Source organism: Microcoleus sp. B3-D7 (assembly GCF_036705305.1).
Taxonomy (GTDB): Bacteria; Cyanobacteriota; Cyanobacteriia; order Cyanobacteriales; family Microcoleaceae; genus Microcoleus.
This window is the reverse complement of the sequence record NZ_JAUBUE010000022.1, coordinates 67,286-82,536: the sequence shown is the minus strand read 5'-3', so window position 1 is coordinate 82,536 and position 15,251 is coordinate 67,286. Positions and strand designations below refer to the sequence as shown.

General features: G+C 48.5%; 12 protein-coding genes. 7 read left to right on the top strand and 5 right to left on the bottom strand.

Going from position 1 to position 15,251, the window contains the following annotated elements; all coding sequences use genetic code 11:
• Nucleotides 1-246: 246 nt before the first annotated feature.
• Nucleotides 247-822, bottom strand: a complete 576-nt coding sequence (pyrE, locus tag QUB25_RS16390; protein ID WP_333184236.1) for an orotate phosphoribosyltransferase — start codon at nt 820-822, stop codon at nt 247-249.
• 84 nt (nt 823-906) lie between these two features.
• Between pyrE and QUB25_RS16385 the strand changes: the two genes are divergently transcribed.
• A complete protein-coding gene (locus QUB25_RS16385; protein WP_333184234.1) occupies nt 907-1,434 on the top strand; it encodes a hypothetical protein in 528 nt (175 codons plus the stop codon).
• Nucleotides 1,435-1,615: 181 nt separating this feature from the next.
• Here QUB25_RS16385 and QUB25_RS16380 read toward each other — a convergent pair whose 3' ends face one another.
• Nucleotides 1,616-2,359: a pentapeptide repeat-containing protein gene (locus QUB25_RS16380; RefSeq protein WP_333184231.1), complete on the bottom strand. Its 744-nt coding sequence runs from the start codon at nt 2,357-2,359 to the stop codon at nt 1,616-1,618.
• A 20-nt stretch (nt 2,360-2,379) separates the two neighbouring features.
• On the bottom strand, nt 2,380-3,024 hold the full coding sequence (locus QUB25_RS16375) for a hypothetical protein (protein WP_333042577.1): 645 nt from the start codon (nt 3,022-3,024) through the stop codon (nt 2,380-2,382).
• Between the two features lie 322 nt (nt 3,025-3,346).
• Between QUB25_RS16375 and QUB25_RS16370 the strand changes: the two genes are divergently transcribed.
• Complete coding sequence (locus QUB25_RS16370; protein ID WP_333042574.1) at nt 3,347-3,658, top strand: WGxxGxxG family protein; 312 nt, start codon at nt 3,347-3,349, stop codon at nt 3,656-3,658.
• A 398-nt stretch (nt 3,659-4,056) separates the two neighbouring features.
• Here QUB25_RS16370 and QUB25_RS16365 read toward each other — a convergent pair whose 3' ends face one another.
• Nucleotides 4,057-9,411, bottom strand: coding sequence for a PAS domain S-box protein (locus QUB25_RS16365; RefSeq protein ID WP_333184228.1), 5,355 nt, complete (start codon nt 9,409-9,411; stop codon nt 4,057-4,059).
• A 183-nt stretch (nt 9,412-9,594) separates the two neighbouring features.
• On the opposite strand from QUB25_RS16365, the gene QUB25_RS16360 reads away from it, so the two are divergent.
• The gene (locus QUB25_RS16360; protein ID WP_333184225.1) at nt 9,595-10,398 is read left to right on the top strand and encodes a creatininase family protein; all 804 of its coding nucleotides are present in this window, start codon (nt 9,595-9,597) and stop codon (nt 10,396-10,398) included.
• An 81-nt stretch (nt 10,399-10,479) separates the two neighbouring features.
• Nucleotides 10,480-11,235 carry a DUF561 domain-containing protein gene (locus QUB25_RS16355; protein WP_333184220.1) on the top strand — a complete coding sequence of 252 codons (756 nt, stop codon included), beginning with the start codon at nt 10,480-10,482 and terminating at the stop codon, nt 11,233-11,235.
• Between the two features lie 283 nt (nt 11,236-11,518).
• Here QUB25_RS16355 and QUB25_RS16350 read toward each other — a convergent pair whose 3' ends face one another.
• On the bottom strand, nt 11,519-12,196 hold the full coding sequence (locus tag QUB25_RS16350; RefSeq protein WP_333184218.1) for a calcium-binding protein: 678 nt from the start codon (nt 12,194-12,196) through the stop codon (nt 11,519-11,521).
• A gap of 80 nt (nt 12,197-12,276) precedes the next feature.
• On the opposite strand from QUB25_RS16350, the gene QUB25_RS16345 reads away from it, so the two are divergent.
• The 3 genes from QUB25_RS16345 to dprA all read left to right on the top strand — a co-directional run bounded on the left by QUB25_RS16345 (nt 12,277) and on the right by dprA (nt 15,100).
• A complete protein-coding gene (locus QUB25_RS16345; RefSeq protein WP_333184216.1) occupies nt 12,277-12,924 on the top strand; it encodes a DUF2301 domain-containing membrane protein in 648 nt (215 codons plus the stop codon).
• A 146-nt stretch (nt 12,925-13,070) separates the two neighbouring features.
• On the top strand, nt 13,071-13,724 hold the full coding sequence (locus tag QUB25_RS16340; protein WP_333184213.1) for a YdcF family protein: 654 nt from the start codon (nt 13,071-13,073) through the stop codon (nt 13,722-13,724).
• Between the two features lie 224 nt (nt 13,725-13,948).
• Nucleotides 13,949-15,100 carry a DNA-processing protein DprA gene (gene dprA, locus QUB25_RS16335; protein WP_333184211.1) on the top strand — a complete coding sequence of 384 codons (1,152 nt, stop codon included), beginning with the start codon at nt 13,949-13,951 and terminating at the stop codon, nt 15,098-15,100.
• Nucleotides 15,101-15,251 lie beyond the last annotated feature (151 nt).

The window sequence follows — 15,251 nt, the reverse complement described above, 5'->3', positions numbered from 1 at the left end:
AAACTTTATTTGCCATTGTCCTCCAATTACCTGAGCTGATTTTGCTAAAATTAGAGCGGGCATCGTTTCTAATCCCACCCAAAAAAACACCGATTTCCTTTAGCAAATGGAGGCATATCCTCTAGATATTCATTACCAGGCAGAGCCTGGTAACGAGAAAAAAACATCTTGAAAACTCTTGTGGAAGAAGCCCGAAAGCCGGTTCAGGAAAATGGTAATCTTCGGTCAGTTAGATCGCACTTTTCCCTATTTTTTGCTAGCCATCCACTTTTGAAGATCGTTAATCGTAAAAACTGTTTCAAAGTTTAATCCAACAGAGCGATAAAACTCCGCACCACCTTGCTCTCTGTCAATCAGCGACAACACGCGATCTACTTTATAACCCGCACCTCGCAACCGTTCCACCGCCTGCATCGCCGACTTACCCGTCGTCACCACATCCTCCAAAACCGCCACATTCGTCCCCTCTGGCAACAGCGGCCCCTCAATATAGGCCATTGTCCCGTGTCCCTTCGTCTCCTTTCTGACAATTAGCGCCGGAATCGATCGACCTTCCAGAGCCGAAACCACACTCACCGCAGTTACAATCGGGTCAGCACCCAAAGTCAAACCGCCCACAGCTTGCACCTCCGAAGACAACATCGACAACAACAAACGTCCCGTTGCCAAAGCACCTTCAGCGTGCAGCGTCACCGGTTTGCAGTTAATGTAATAAGAACTTTTCTGCCCCGAAGACAGCACAAAATCGCCTTCACGATAGGCAAACTGGCACAACAAATCTAGAAGTCGATCGCGCAACACCTTTAAATCCGCAGCATTCATAACTCACACCGTGTAAAAAACACAAATAATCCGTCGATAATCAGTTTATATTGGAATCGGAATTAATTAAGGAGGCCCAAATATATGAGTCACAAGTTAAAAAGCCTGAGCGGCGCGTTGATTCTCGCTGTCGCCTCTGCCGCAATGGCATCCGTCAAACCAGCTCAAGCACAAACAGAGCGATTTCACCCAATTGCCGACGACTTCAACCGACAATTTTTTCAAGCTTCAGGAGACTTTTACCACAACGTCAGCTTGCAAGGTTACTTGGGCGACTATTTAGGCATCGGTTCCCCCAGCGGCGTCGTTGCCTTTCCCGAAAAAGAAATTGAGCGGGATGCCAGTCGCGTCAACGGCTTCTACCGACGAGTAATGCAGCGGCAAGTTTCCAGCGACCCGATTCTCCGCGTCCCAGATGCAGTTAATCCCTTCGATGCCTCAGTCATGGCACTGCCTCCAGCTTGTCAGCTAGGACCTCAACCAAGCGGCTGTTTCCCCAGTCCCGCCGGACTCCAAGATCAGTATACGCTTCCAACACAGCAGGAAGGTTCACCGACTGATGCAGGGCCCGTTAGAGGACTTTATCAAGTATCGCCCCCTGGCCAAAATTAATCGATCGACAGTTGCGAGTTTTGAGCCTAGGCGGGTTTACTCAATCTCTGATTTGTATTCAAGAGAAAGCCTCAACCCGCCGCAAAAGCTCATATTTGGGCAATCGTTGCGGTAAACGCGCAACTGACTTTTTTGTAACTATTGCGGTTATTTTACAGGAATAAATATTATCCAGTATTTATCAAACAATGCTGCCGTCAGGCATGATTGTTCCTTTCAAAATAGCTTCGCCCAGATTAGCTCCCCCCAATTTCGCTCCCCTGAGATTTGCCCCGGTCAAATTCGCCCCTCTCAAATCAGCTTTGCCAAGGTTTGCCCACCGGAAATCTGCCGCGCTCAACTCTGCAAAACTGAGATTTGCCCTAAAAAGATATGCTGCAGTGAAGTGAGCTTCCGCGAGGTTAGCTTTAGAGAAATTGGCTGCATAGCAATGTGCTTCAATCAATTCGGCTTGAGTGAGATTGCCTTGACTGAGATTAGCAAAATTGAGGTTCGCGCCCATCGCATTAACTCCAGACATCACCGCACCGATTAAATTCGCATCACCGAAATCGGTTTGTTGGAGATTAGCAGCGGTGAGGTCAGATCCAATTAAATTAGCACCGCTCAAATCAGCTCCCTTGAGGTCGGCCGCTCGGAGGTTTGTTCCAGTTAAATTAGCTTTAATTAAATTAGTTTCGAGCAGTTGCGCTCCCGCAAGATTTGCTAAACTAAAATTAGATTCGGCGAGGTTTGCCGAAATTAATTTAGCCTTAAACAAGTCTGTTTTAAAAAGGTTTGATCGCCAAAGATGCGCGCCTCTGAGATTTGCTTCCACGAGGTTAGCTTCGCTGAGATCCGGTTCTATATTTGGGTTGAGACTTCTCCATTCAATCCAAGTAACTGCACCTTTTTTTAACAGCGCTAAATGATGTGTATTTGCCATAATTGCATCTCCTTTAACGGCTATTCCTTGCGACCAAAAATTGTTGGATTTTCTCGACCCGTCACGTTTTCCACCGCCGCAATTGCTGCCTGGGAACCTGCTATAATATCTCGTTCTGCGCCGCCGAGGTAAAGCCGTCCGAAACTGCCTACAGCCTGAACCTCTAAGATGTTAATAGATGCGCCTTTTTCTGCTTCATTGGCCGCCAGCGCTGCATAAGCAGCGGGTTCTACTTCTAAAACGTAAAGCGTTTGTCCCGCCAGCAGCAACTGTCCGCGGCGGGTGCGGTTGATTAATTGTGTTTGGTGAGGGTCAATGTTGCGAATAATTTGACTGGAAATCACTCGCGGTTTGATACCTTCTTCTCTGCGGACTCCCATAAATTCTAGAATTGCTTTGCCTGCTGCCCGCGTTTCCCCCTGCTGACCCGAGTGTACTTCCAGAAGGCCGTACAAGCGTTCGACTATTTGCACTCCCGGGCGCACGGAGGCAGATTTGAGGGCGACATCGGTAATTCGGTTAATTTCGATACCGGGGGAGATTTCTATCCACAGCGACGCATCCCCTGGCAGCGGCAAGAATCCGGCGGCGATGGTGCCGATGTATGCTGCGTGCTGCGGCTGCAAGTTGTCTAGAAATACGTAGCTGCGTAGCTCTATACCCAAAAGTTTTTATCTCCGTCGATCGAGTTTAAACACTTATCTGTGCAATATCTGAGTTTACCTTTTTTTGTCAGCAACACCTTGTCTATTGTCGAGAGTGCCGGAGTGCCTCACAACCGAGTCAGGTGTCAGACCCGCGATTTCTAGTGCTGGAGTGCCTCTGCGAGCAATCTTTAATTTTGTGCGCCTGCTAAAAATTTGATATCAATCTCTAGTTATAGGTGGAACATAACCCTCTTTACTGCTAGAGGTGGATTTAATTTTAAAAGCCAATCGATATAGTTTTGATAGTTAAAGATTTTAGCCAACAGAGAGCATTTGAATTATGAAACGTTCTGATTTATCCAAAGCAATCGGTGCAGGTATTATAGCTGCTGGGTTAGCCCTAGCACCAGCTCATCTGCCTGCTTCAGCTCAGACAGATACAACTGGCGGTACTAACAACACTACAACCACCACCACTCCTCGCTCCGATGTCTACAATGCTGAGACCGATCGCGATTTTGATTGGGGATGGTTGGGATTGCTAGGCTTGTCTGGTTTGTTGGGCTTGATTCCCCGCAAACGCGAAGAAAATGTCCGCTATACAACTACAACGAGTGATCGAGAGCCCGCTGTGCGTAGTGACTACCGCTAAGAATTGAGTCTTAGGGCTGTGGGCATCATGCAGGGACAGGATGTTTTAACCTGTCCGGTCAGCACCAATAATCATCAAAAAACCTCCATATGTGAGGTTTTTTTATTGGACATGATGCGCGATCGAACGACAATAAAATTGGTTACATCTAATATCTTGTACCATTTTCCTGAATAGGCTTTCCGGCCTGCTCCAAAACAGACGAATTTTATTGTGCGCCATTGCTCCTACCCCGTCAATAAAACGCTGATTGAAAAGGGTGCAATATCTCAGATGTAACCGGAATTGAGATGATTAACTTCTTCCCTTCTTCCTACCCTTCGGGAACGGCTTCGCCGAACGCGTTCTTTGCGCCTTTGCGGTTCATTAAATAAAGACTTTTCCGACAAAAAAACACTTTAAATAATGTTTTTGCCCGATCGATCAAGTACCTCCCCAATCGCCTGCACCAACTTGTCGGGGTCTAAAGGCTTAGAAATGTGGCGCTGGAACCCCGCAGCCAGGGCCTGCTGATAGTCAATCTCTCCAGCATAAGCTGTGAGGGCGATCGCCGGAATCCGTCCCCCTTTGTCGGGCGCCAGAGCCCGAACCTGTCGCATCAACATATAACCGTCGGTGTCGGGCATTCCAATATCGCTCAACAGCAAATCCGGCACAGACTCAGTTAAAACCGCCAAGGCATCGGCGGCGCTAGCAACTGCTGTAACACTTGCCCCACAATCCTCAAGCAGAAAAACCAATAAATCTAGCGCATCGGCCTCATCATCCACCGCTAACACGCTGATACCGCTCAAATTCAAGGATTGATCCGGCGCCGCAGTTCCCGCAGGACTTGTCTGAGATGGCACCGGCATCAGAGGTATCCTGACGGTCAAGGTTGCACCTTTTCCTTCGCCGGGACTGTCGGATTTCACCGTGCCGCCGTGGAGTTCGACGAGATGGCGGACGATCGCCAATCCTAAACCCAAACCGCCAAACTTGCGCGTCATCGAGCTGTCAGCTTGTCGGAAGTAGTCGAATACATAGGGCAGAAAATCAGGTTCGATACCTTTTCCCGTATCAGTTACAGTAATTTGGGCCTTGGTGTCCACCCGATCGAGAACGACTTCAATTTTGCCTCCCGGCGGGGTGAACTTGACGGCATTTGACAGCAAATTCCAGACTACCTGCTGAAGTTTGCCCGCATCGCCCAACACCGGACCGAGATTCGGTGCAAATTGAGTGCTGATTTGAATCGACTTAACTTCGGCCGCCAGACGCACCGTTTCAATAGCAGCGCCGATCACCCCAACTAAATCCACAGGTGCAATATTCAAGCTGACCTTACCTTGCAGAATCCCCGACACATCGAGCAAATCTTCGATAAGCTGGGTTTGCAGTTTGGCGTTGCGCTCGATCGTCTCTAAGGCATAACGCTGCTTTTCCGGTGTCAGAACGTTCGATTGAAGCAGCTTCGCCCAGCCCATAATCGGGTTTAAGGGAGTCCGCAATTCGTGGGACAAAACAGCCAAAAATTCGTCTTTGACGCGGTTAGCCTGTTCTGCTTCTTCCCGCGCTGCCTTTTCCCGTGCTAGAAGGCGTTCCCGTTCCGCTTCTGCAACTTTTCGATCGGTAATGTCAGTGTTAGTGCCACACCAGCGCAGCACCTTGCCTTGCTCGTCGCGGATCGCCACGGCGCAAGAGAGAAACCAGCGGTACGATCCGTCTTTGCCGCGCAAGGGGAAAGTATCTTCCCAGAGTTCGCCTGTTTCAATGCAGCGCCTAAATTTTTCGACAACGCGATCGAGGTGTTCCGGGTGGTGTACCAGTTGCCAGCCCCAGCCTAGCATTTCTTCTAGCGTTGTGCCCGTGTACTCAAACCAGCGCTGGTTATACCATAAACTCCCGCCAGTGGGATCTGTGATCCAGGCCAACTGAGCGATGTTGTCAGCTAGAGCGCGGAACCGAGCCTCGCTTTCGTGCAGCTCATGCAGGGCTCGCGCGTGCAGGATCACCGTCCAGAGGCGAGCCACCACTTCTTGCATCAGCCAAACTTCATCGGGCCGCCAGTGCCGAACCACCTTTGATGCCACCAACAAAAGAGCCACCCAGCGGCCTTCCTGAAGGCAGGGAACATCGACCAAAGCGCGAATCGACACGGCACCGTAGTTATCGACCAAATGCGCTGTATAGGGGTGATTAGCGATATCTGAGATGACAACTGTTTGACCTGCGATAGAGAGAGCTTTAAGTTCTGGCATCTTAAAGTCTGAGATTTTATAGATGCCGACGGTGCTGGCAAGGTCGGACTGGTGCCAGTCTTGCTCGACAATTGCCCGATCGGCTTCTAGATCGATTTCGTGCCATATGCAGCGATCGACTTTTAAATATTCTCCTAGACTTTTCATGGCTTCCCACAACATTTCTGCGGGGTTGATGCGCTGCCGCAAGCGGACTTCGAGATCCGAGAGAAATTGCTCGTTGAGTTGGGCTTGTTTGCGATCGTGAATATCGGTATTCGTGCCGATCCACTCGACAATCTGGCCCTCCGCGCCGCGAATTGGCACGGCGCGGGACAAATGCCAGCGTTCCATTTGGTCTACTGCCCGCCGCAGGCGCAGCTCAATTTGATAAACTTCTCCGGTGATTAGACATTCTTTCCAGCGGGCCCAAGATTCTGCCAAATCCGAGGGCGGCACCAGGGACTCCCAATTGTTTTGAGCGGCTTCCTCGTAAGACATTCCCAGATATTCCGACCACTTTTGTTGATTGGTAAAACGAATTTCGCCGGCGGAGTCTACGTTCCAAATCAGGTGGGGCAACGACTCAGCCAGAAAACGGAAGCGGCGATCGCTTTCTGCTAAGCTTTCTTCTGCTCGTTTGCGATCGTCAATATCAATCCCGATTCCCGCCCATTGCACCACCTGTCCCTTCCTGTCTTTGACGGGTACAAGTCGCGCTAGATGCCAGCGGTAAGTACCATCAAACCTGCGTACCCGACACTCAAATTCGTAGGCTTCCCCTGCTTCAATCGCCTTGGTGCGCGTGCCGACAACTGTTGGCAGATCATCAGGATGAAATAATTGCAGCACCGGTGCAGCCAGCGGCAATTCTGCTGGCCTGATGCCCGTGTAGCTTTGCCAGTGCTGGTTGCAAAACTCTAACCTGCCGTCGGCGGTATTGATCCACATTAATTGCGGGACGCCATCGGCGAGGGTGCGGTAGCGATTTTCGCTTTGCCGCAGTGCTTCTTCTATTTGCCGGCGCTCGGTTTTGTCCTGCATGATTTTCAGGAAACCTTGCACTTCGCCTCCTGCGTCGCGCAGGGGCATCACCACTCCGCTGCCCCAAAAGCGGCTGCCGTCTTTGCGGAGGTGCCAGCGCTCGTTTTCTGCTTTTCCCTGAGTCAGGGCGATGTGCCTTTCTGCTTCCGGCTTTCCGGCAGCAGAGTCTTCTGGGGTGAAGATGATTCGTCCGTCCTGCCCGACGATTTCAGCTTCGGTATAGCCCAGCAATCTCTCCGCGCCTGCGTTCCAACTGGTAACGTGTCCGTCGGTGTCGATGGTGAAGATGGCGTAGTCTTTGGCGCTGTCGAGAATCAACAGCAGGCGGGTTTCACGATCGCGCAGTGCAGCTTCTGCTTGTTTGCGCTGGGTAATGTTGCTGGTGAAGCCGACTATTTTGGTCACTTCACCTTGCTGGTTGCGGATCAAACAGCCGCGTTCCCAAACATCTATCCAGCGCCCGTCTTCGTGCCGGACTCGGTACTCGACTTCGTAGCGCTCGGCACTTAAGATTGATTGCCCCCCGGCTTGGATGCGTGCCACATCGACGGGATGGATGCGTTCTCTCCACCACTCTGGTGTTGCCGGTGCATCCTCTGGGCAGACACCGACGATCGAGCACAGTCCCTCGGAACGGTAAACGGAGTTGGCTGCCAAATCCCACTCAAACACCAGGCCGTCGATCGCCCTTGTAGCTAATTGGAAACGGTTGTAGCTTTCTTGCAAGGCGAGTTCGGCCATTTTGCGAGCGGTAATTTCCTGTACCACGATATGAATCCCGACAATCTCTCCGCCCCTGTCTCTGAGCGGCCACCAATTCTGGAGCCAAGTGCGAATAACAGTGGGTTGAGCCCTAGTTTTACCCGTGAGTTCAAAATTCCGGATCGGTTCTCCGGTGGCTAGAAGGTGGCGCAACAAAGGTTCGGCTGTGTCTGCCCAGTCGGGGACAATTTCGCGCAGGGTGCGGCCGATGTGGTTTTCTACTGCCAGGCCGTTCATTTGGGCAAACCGTTGGTTGATCCGCACGAACCGCAAATCTGTGTCTAAAACGGCCAAACCCACGGGAGTTGTTTGGTAGAGCGACTCTATCTCTAGAAGTTGACGGCGCACGGTTTGCTCGCTCTCTTGCAGGGCGAGTTCGGCTTTTTTGCGATCTGTAGCATCAAATAATACTCCGATAAACCGCACTGCTTCCCCTGCCTCGTCGTAGAGATAGCGCCCGAACGCGCTCAACCAGCGGATTTCTCCGTTGTCGGCGCGGATGATGCGGTATTCGGGGGAGTAGAGCGATCGCGTTTCCCGAGCTGTTTTGGCTGCTTGCATGACTTGCTTTAAGTCGTCTGGATGCACGCACTTTTGCCACACAGCCGCGCTTGCTTCGCTGCCTGGTACCGGTTCGCAGCCCAAAATGCTGAAATGGGTCGCCGACCAAATTACTCGGTTTGTTCGCACGTCAAAATCCCAGGTTGCCATGCCTGAGCCTTCGATGGCGACGCTCAAACGTTCTTCGCTTTGTTTCAAGGCAATTTCAGTTTGTTTGCGATCGCTGATATCTGTCAGGGAACCTACGGCCCGCAGGGGATTGCCTGACTCGTCCCAAATTGCTCGCCCTCTGGCTAAAACCCATTTGTAGCGCCCGTCGGAACAGCGAACGCGGTACTCGCAGCAGTAATGTGAGATTTCTCGATGCAAGTGCTGCTGCCAATTGCTTTGCATTATCTCCAAATCATCGGGATGAATGTAGCTCAAAAATTGGCTGAAGTTTTTGACTTCTTCGGGCCGGCGTTCCAAAATCTCTAAAAAGCGATCGCTTACTACACAGCAATTGGTTTGCAGGTTGTGATCCCAAATGCCGTCGTTGTTTCCCTGCAAGGCTAGCTGCCAGCGTTCTTCGCTTTCTCGCAAAGCTTCTTTGGTTTGATTGGCGCGATCGATTTGTACGGCGGCAACGGCAAAGTCTGCTAGGGCGATCGCGATCTGCAAGTCTTCGGCATCGAATTGGCGAGCGGAATCGTGAGATACAATCCATATTGCCCCCAGCGGTTGATTTTCTGCTTGCAGTGGCACGACTAATGCTTCGGCGATCGGCAATTCTAGCTGTTGCAAGTCGGTAAAATATTGTTCTGGAGCGAAGTAAAGCTGAGGAGTTTGGCGATCGATCGGGGTTCCGGACAAACGCAATTTGCGGGGTGTGTTTCTATGTTCTACTGATTCCCACGCTCCTGCCAAGGCTTCCCAGCGAAATATTTGTTCGGAAGTTGCATTTTCTTCCAGCAAGCAGACTCCGACGCTTCCGGCGTCGCACAAATCTTTAGCGATCGCAACCAGTGTTTTGAGCAGCCTGTGCGGTGAGGTTGCCAATTGTCGAGCCAGCGTTTGCAGCGCTCGGTTTTCTGCTTTTTGATCGTGCGATCGAGGGAGGCGGTGCGACAGTTCATCGGCGATCGGAATGTCGGTTAAATTAGTTTGTGGGGTTTGCCAAGCTTCCATCAATTAGTCATCTCTACGTCTTTCGGTCTGAGCTGGCGAGCGTCTATCACCACGCTGTTAAAGCATCTGCTATATTTCTATATTATCTACCCACATACAGAATATGTGAGCTATCTTGGAAATTACTTTTTAGTTTTCAGGCTAGTTGATTGCCTTGGTTGCCTCTCCTCTTGCCGCCACAATATGCACAATTTTATTCCCGCATCGCGCTTTTTTCCATATCTGACTTGGACTGAAATTCAGTCTATGCCGGATAAGGAAAATACTGTGATAATTCTGCCGCTAGGTGCGATCGAACAGCACGGCCCCCATTTGCCTTTAATTGTAGATGCGGCAATTAGCGCGGCAGTTACAGGCCAAGCCCTGGCAAAGTTAGACGCAAATATTCGCGCATATGCTTTACCACCTTTGTACTATGGCAAATCTAACGAACACTGCCATTTTCCCGGTACAATTATGCTCAGTGCTCAGACAATTTTAGCAGTAATCAGTGAAATTGCAGACAGTATTTATCAAGCTGGATTTCGGAAATTAGTGTTAATGAATGGTCACGGCGGACAGCCACAGGTGATGGAAATTGCGGCGCGGGATATTCATCAAAAATATCAAGATTTCTCAGTGTTTCCGCTATTTTTGTGGCGGGTTCCGAATGTGGCTGCGGAATTATTAACTGCGAAGGAGGTGGAGTTTGGGATTCACGCGGGTGATGCAGAAACGAGTTTGATGTTGTCAATTTTACCCGAACAGGTGAAAATGGAACTGGCTGTTTGCGAGTACCCGCAGGGTTTACCAACAGACAGTTTGCTGAGTATGGAAGGGAATTTGCCTTTTGCTTGGCTGACGCGAGAGTTGACTGAAAGTGGTGTATTGGGCGATGCGACGGTGGCGACGAAAGAAAAGGGAGCTCGTATTCTCGAATCTCTCTCTGACGGCTGGGCACAAGTTATCAAAGATGTTTACAAATTTCGACAGCCGCGTAGTAATTAAAAATTAAGAATTAAAAATCAAAAATTGTTCTAATTCGTGTCAAAATGAGTCTAAGAAATTTTTTGAGTTGGAAAACTAACGATGAGTGTAAATTCTAAATTGCAGCGCGCTTTTGAGCAAGGTCGCGCCCTGAAAATTATCAGCGGTTTAAATAATTTTGATGCCGCCAACGTTGCTGCTGTCGTCAAAGCAGCGGATCTCGGCGGTGCTTCCTTTGTCGATATTGCTGCCGATCGAGATTTGGTATTGATGGCAAAACAGTTGACAAATTTGCCAATTTGTGTATCGGCTGTGGAACCGGAAAAGTTTGTGCCTGCGGTAGAAGCTGGCGCTGATTTGATTGAAATTGGTAACTTTGATGCTTTCTACGCAGTAGGCCGCCGCTTTGAAGCCGAGGAAGTTTTGCAGTTGACTCGCGAAACTCGATCGCTATTTCCAAACATCACTCTTTCTGTGACAGTTCCCCACATTTTGGCACTCGACAAACAAGTGCAGTTAGCAATTGAATTAGTCAAAGCTGGGGCTAATATCATCCAAACCGAAGGTGGCACCAGCGCTCAACCAATTCACCCTGGCACCTTGGGATTAATTGAAAAAGCAGCGCCTACTTTGGCCGCAGCCTTTGAAATTTCCCGCGCCGTATCCGTCCCCGTACTCTGCGCTTCGGGTATCTCCAGCGTCACCGCACCGCTCGCTATTGGAGCCGGTGCTGCGGGTGTTGGTGTCGGTTCTGCTGTTAGCCAACTTAATAGTGAAGTGGCGATGATTGCGGCTGTTCGCAGTTTGGTTGAAGCTTTGGCTTTGGTTTCGCGATCGCACTTGCCAGCTTCCATTTAATTAAGAAGGAAGTTCGGCAACGGATTCGCTTTCTTCGGATGTAACGGATGTTAGGGAGAAGAGAGAAGGAAGTTCGGCAACGGATTCGCTTTCTTCGGATGTTAGGAAGAAGGAAGAAGGAAGTTCGGCAACGGATTATGTAACGGATGTCAGCAAGAAGGAAGAAGGAAGATTTTTCCCATCCCCCACTCTCCCACTCTCCCCTTCTGCCCTTCTGCCCTTCTGCCCTTCTCCCACTCTTCCCCTCTTCCCCTCCCCCACTTTTCCACTTTTCCACTCTTCCTTAATAATTGAGAAACCACACGGCATAATCATCTAATAACTGATTGTTGCGGGAGATTACATCAACTGATTCTAACTCTGATAAAGGCAACATAAACTTTTGGCGATCACCGACGCGCTGCACTTCCACAAATATGCCTTCTTCCTGAACCACCAAATCCTCCAACCGATTAATTGTGAATCTATCAGTATAAGAAGGTTGAGTTTTTTTGAGCCGTGCATATTCTTTTTTGCTGCCCGAACCCATTGTATATTCTTCTTCCCATTCAAACTCTTCTATGCCGGTAACGTAGCACGGTAGTTGAATATTTTGCTTGATGTAATCTAGATATTTGACTGAATTTTTTAGGCTGAAATCAATATTTTTTGAACCCAAAATCTTGCTAATTTTAGTTTCAAATTGCTTGGCATTAAATGGGATATTTTCCTCGATATGCGCTAAAATTTCTGGATCGAACCCCGATCTCAATTCGGATAATTCCTCCAGCAGGCGCTGGAAGTCGTTTACCGGTTTGGGTCTTCTGCCTGCTACAATGGTTTCATCAAGCTGAACTGGAGGAAGGTCGGATGGTGAAGAAAGGGATTTGCTTTGATCTGGGCGATCGTCAAATTTAGATTGGTTAACTTTAGACTTGTTAACTTTAGGCTGGTTAAGTTTAGGCTTGTTAAATTTAGGCATAGCTCGGTCTCGCTGGCTCGGTTTATCAATAAAGTATATCTTGGCAGAAGTACATTCGTGTCTAATAGGAGGAAGCTATTATGCAACTACTGAAATCACCTCATGAATCGCCAGTCTATCAAGGACAATTCGGCGAATTTACGATTACTCAAAACGATCGCACGGGAGTGTTGATTTACCGCGCTGGATTGGGGGTGGCGGCGCTGTGTTTTGCGATCGGCACTACTCTGGTTCTACAACAGGGCGACAACCCGATGGCAATCCAAGCTGTAACGCCTGTTTTTGCTTGTTTCTGGATAGCTTTAGGCGTCAGCTTGGCAACTATTCACATTTACATGATTGCGTTACACCGCACACTACAGGCCTTTTGGGCGATCGGCGGCGCGGCAGCATTGTTTGTTGCCCTACAAAGCAGCCAACCTCTAGCTTTAGCAGTGTACGAACATCCAGCCACGTTGTGGGGAATTGGCTTTACTTTTGCCGCCTTAAATGGCATTTATTTTAAGGAAGCATTCTGCTTTAATCGCCTAGAAACCAAGTTTTTGACTCCCGGAGTTCCTCTTTTAATTTTAGGACATATTTTCGGCTTTTTGTCAGCAGAAAATGAACAGTTTTTGCTTGCTATTTGGGCGGCTTTGTTTATCATCTTTGCTGTACGCAAGTTTTTTCAACCGATGCCGCAGGATATCGGGGATAAAAGCGTTTTTGAGTATCTGAAACACAAATAATTTGGGAATGGTGCATAGGGAATGGGACATGGGGCCGAAAAGCAATTTGATCGCTCTCTCACTGTCCCACTATTTCCATTTTCCTGAAACCATTGGTATTGTGGCTTCTTCCATCTTCATATCGATTTTCTTCCTTATACTCTAAAATGAGAATTCGTTTAATCCGTCGTCGAGAAATCTGGGCAATTACTAGGGAAGGTTGGGTAATTGCAAGCGCGGGGTTGATAATTTTAATGCTCTTAATTATTACAAATATCCATCTATTTTTGGCGGTAAATGCTCCGATTAAAGCAGATATATTGGTTGTAGAAGGCTGGTTGCCAGATTATGCGATCAAAAGTGCGATCGCTGAATTCAAAAAAGGTGAATACCGCCAATTAATTACCACAGGAGTTCCTTTAAGTAAAGGCTACTATCTGGCTGAATATAAAAATTATGCGGAACTGACGGCAGCAACTTGTATTGCGCTAGGATTTGATAAAAACCAATTAGTAGCAGTACCCGCCGCTAATGTTTTGAAACACCGCACGGCTGCTTCTGCGATCGCACTTCGGGATTGGTTTTCTCCTTCAGGTTTAAAAGTTAACTCAATTAATCTTTATTCCTTTGGCCCTCACGCCCGCAGAAGTTGGATTGTATTTAAAGAAGTGCTGAATCCTGAGATTAAAGTCGGCATTATAGCGGCGGAACCGCAAGATTACAATTCCCAAGAATGGTGGAAATCTAGCGAAGGTTTTCGGACAGTAATCGGAGAAATTATTGCTTATATTTATGCCCGTTTCGTAGATTGGAAAACCTAGCCAGTAATTGTCAACCTCCCTCTTAATTCCCTTCGCGTTATTAGCGCCTTCGCGGTTCGTAAAAAAATTTATATAGCAGTTTTACATCCGTGTAAATACACGACACGGCAGTGCCGTTTCCCTACCCGGGCATCTGTGGAAATACAGAACACGGTAGTGCCCTTTCCCTACTATATTCAACCAAAAATGATAAAATTATTCTCAGATAAGTGGAGGGCAACTCGTTGGTAGAAGAACGCGCTTACTGGTTAGCATGGTCGCAAATTAACGGTATCGGGCCGATTTTGTTGCAAAGATTGCAGCAAAATTTCAATAGTTTGGCAGAAGCTTGGACGGCAAAATCAGTAGATTTAATGCGAATCGAAGGGTTTGGCAAGCAGATAATTGAAACCATTGTGCAAGAACGCAATAAACTCAATCCTGAAGAATTTATCGAAAAACATCTTATAAAAAATCCCTGTTTTTGGACGCCTGCCGATCCAGATTATCCCCGCTTATTATTGGAAATTCCCAATCCGCCACCAGTGTTGTATTATCGCGGTTTAGTTGATATAAAAGAGAATCACGGAATTACGCCGACGGTGGCAATGGTTGGTACTCGCAGCCCTTCGGAATACGGCAGAAGGTGGGCTCGCAAAATTAGTACGGCTTTGGCTAGAAGCGGTTTTACTGTGGTTTCGGGATTGGCGGCTGGCATTGATACAGAGGCTCATACAGGCTGTTTGGAGGCGGGAGGAAGGACTTTTGCAGTGGTGGGGACGGGAGTAGATATTGTATATCCTAAACAAAATGAGAGGTTGTGCGATCGCATTTTGCAGCAGGGATTGGTAATTAGCGAATATCCGGCGGGTACTCAACCGAATAAAACTAATTTTCCCCGCCGAAATCGCATAATTGCTGCTTTAAGCCGCGCTACAATCGTGATAGAAGCTCCGCATAAATCTGGTGCTTTAATTACGGCTTATCAAGCGAATGATTTTTGCCGGGATGTGTATGTTTTGACGGGCAGATTGGATGATGAGCGTTCTTTTGGTTGTTTGGAGTTGCTGAGTAAAGGTGCTCATCCGATTCTGCCGAATAGCGATCGAATGTTAAGCGAAGACAGGTTGTTGGAAATGCTCGGAGCTATGCCAAAATTGGATAATGCCCAGCAGTTGTCGCTATTTCCCCCAAATCCGACGGTTGATAAGCAAGGGCCGCCGTTGGAGCCGGAATTGGCTAAGGTGTTAAGTGCGATCGCATCTGGGCCGATTTCTTTTGATGTAATTGTAGAAGCAGCGGGATTAGAACCGGGGAGAGTTTCTAGTATACTTTTGCAGTTGGAATTGTTGGGATTAGTTTCGCAGTTACCAGGAATGCGATATCAGCGATGCTGATGTGAAAAGTTAGGTTAAAGCGGGTTTTATCCCCTTGATTATTCGGCGGTTGAAACCGCGTCTACACAGACTAAATCCGCGCAGGCGGATTGAAGATTATTCGGCGGTTTCAACCGCCGAGTGAATATGGCCAGGGGATAAGGGATTGCTC

Bases quoted from the DNA above. Each gene is read 5' to 3' on its own strand.
- QUB25_RS16385 (WP_333184234.1), top strand. From the start codon at position 907: ATGAGTCACAAGTTAAAAAGCCTGAGCGGCGCGTTGATTCTCGCTGTC.
- QUB25_RS16380 (WP_333184231.1), bottom strand. From the start codon at position 2,359: ATGGCAAATACACATCATTTAGCGCTGTTAAAAAAAGGTGCAGTTACT.
- QUB25_RS16350 (WP_333184218.1), bottom strand. From the start codon at position 12,196: ATGCCTAAATTTAACAAGCCTAAACTTAACCAGCCTAAAGTTAACAAG.
- QUB25_RS16365 (WP_333184228.1), bottom strand. From the start codon at position 9,411: ATGGAAGCTTGGCAAACCCCACAAACTAATTTAACCGACATTCCGATC.
- pyrE (WP_333184236.1), bottom strand. From the start codon at position 822: ATGAATGCTGCGGATTTAAAGGTGTTGCGCGATCGACTTCTAGATTTG.
- QUB25_RS16340 (WP_333184213.1), top strand. From the start codon at position 13,071: ATGAGAATTCGTTTAATCCGTCGTCGAGAAATCTGGGCAATTACTAGG.
- QUB25_RS16370 (WP_333042574.1), top strand. From the start codon at position 3,347: ATGAAACGTTCTGATTTATCCAAAGCAATCGGTGCAGGTATTATAGCT.
- QUB25_RS16360 (WP_333184225.1), top strand. From the start codon at position 9,595: ATGCACAATTTTATTCCCGCATCGCGCTTTTTTCCATATCTGACTTGG.
- QUB25_RS16345 (WP_333184216.1), top strand. From the start codon at position 12,277: ATGCAACTACTGAAATCACCTCATGAATCGCCAGTCTATCAAGGACAA.
- QUB25_RS16355 (WP_333184220.1), top strand. From the start codon at position 10,480: ATGAGTGTAAATTCTAAATTGCAGCGCGCTTTTGAGCAAGGTCGCGCC.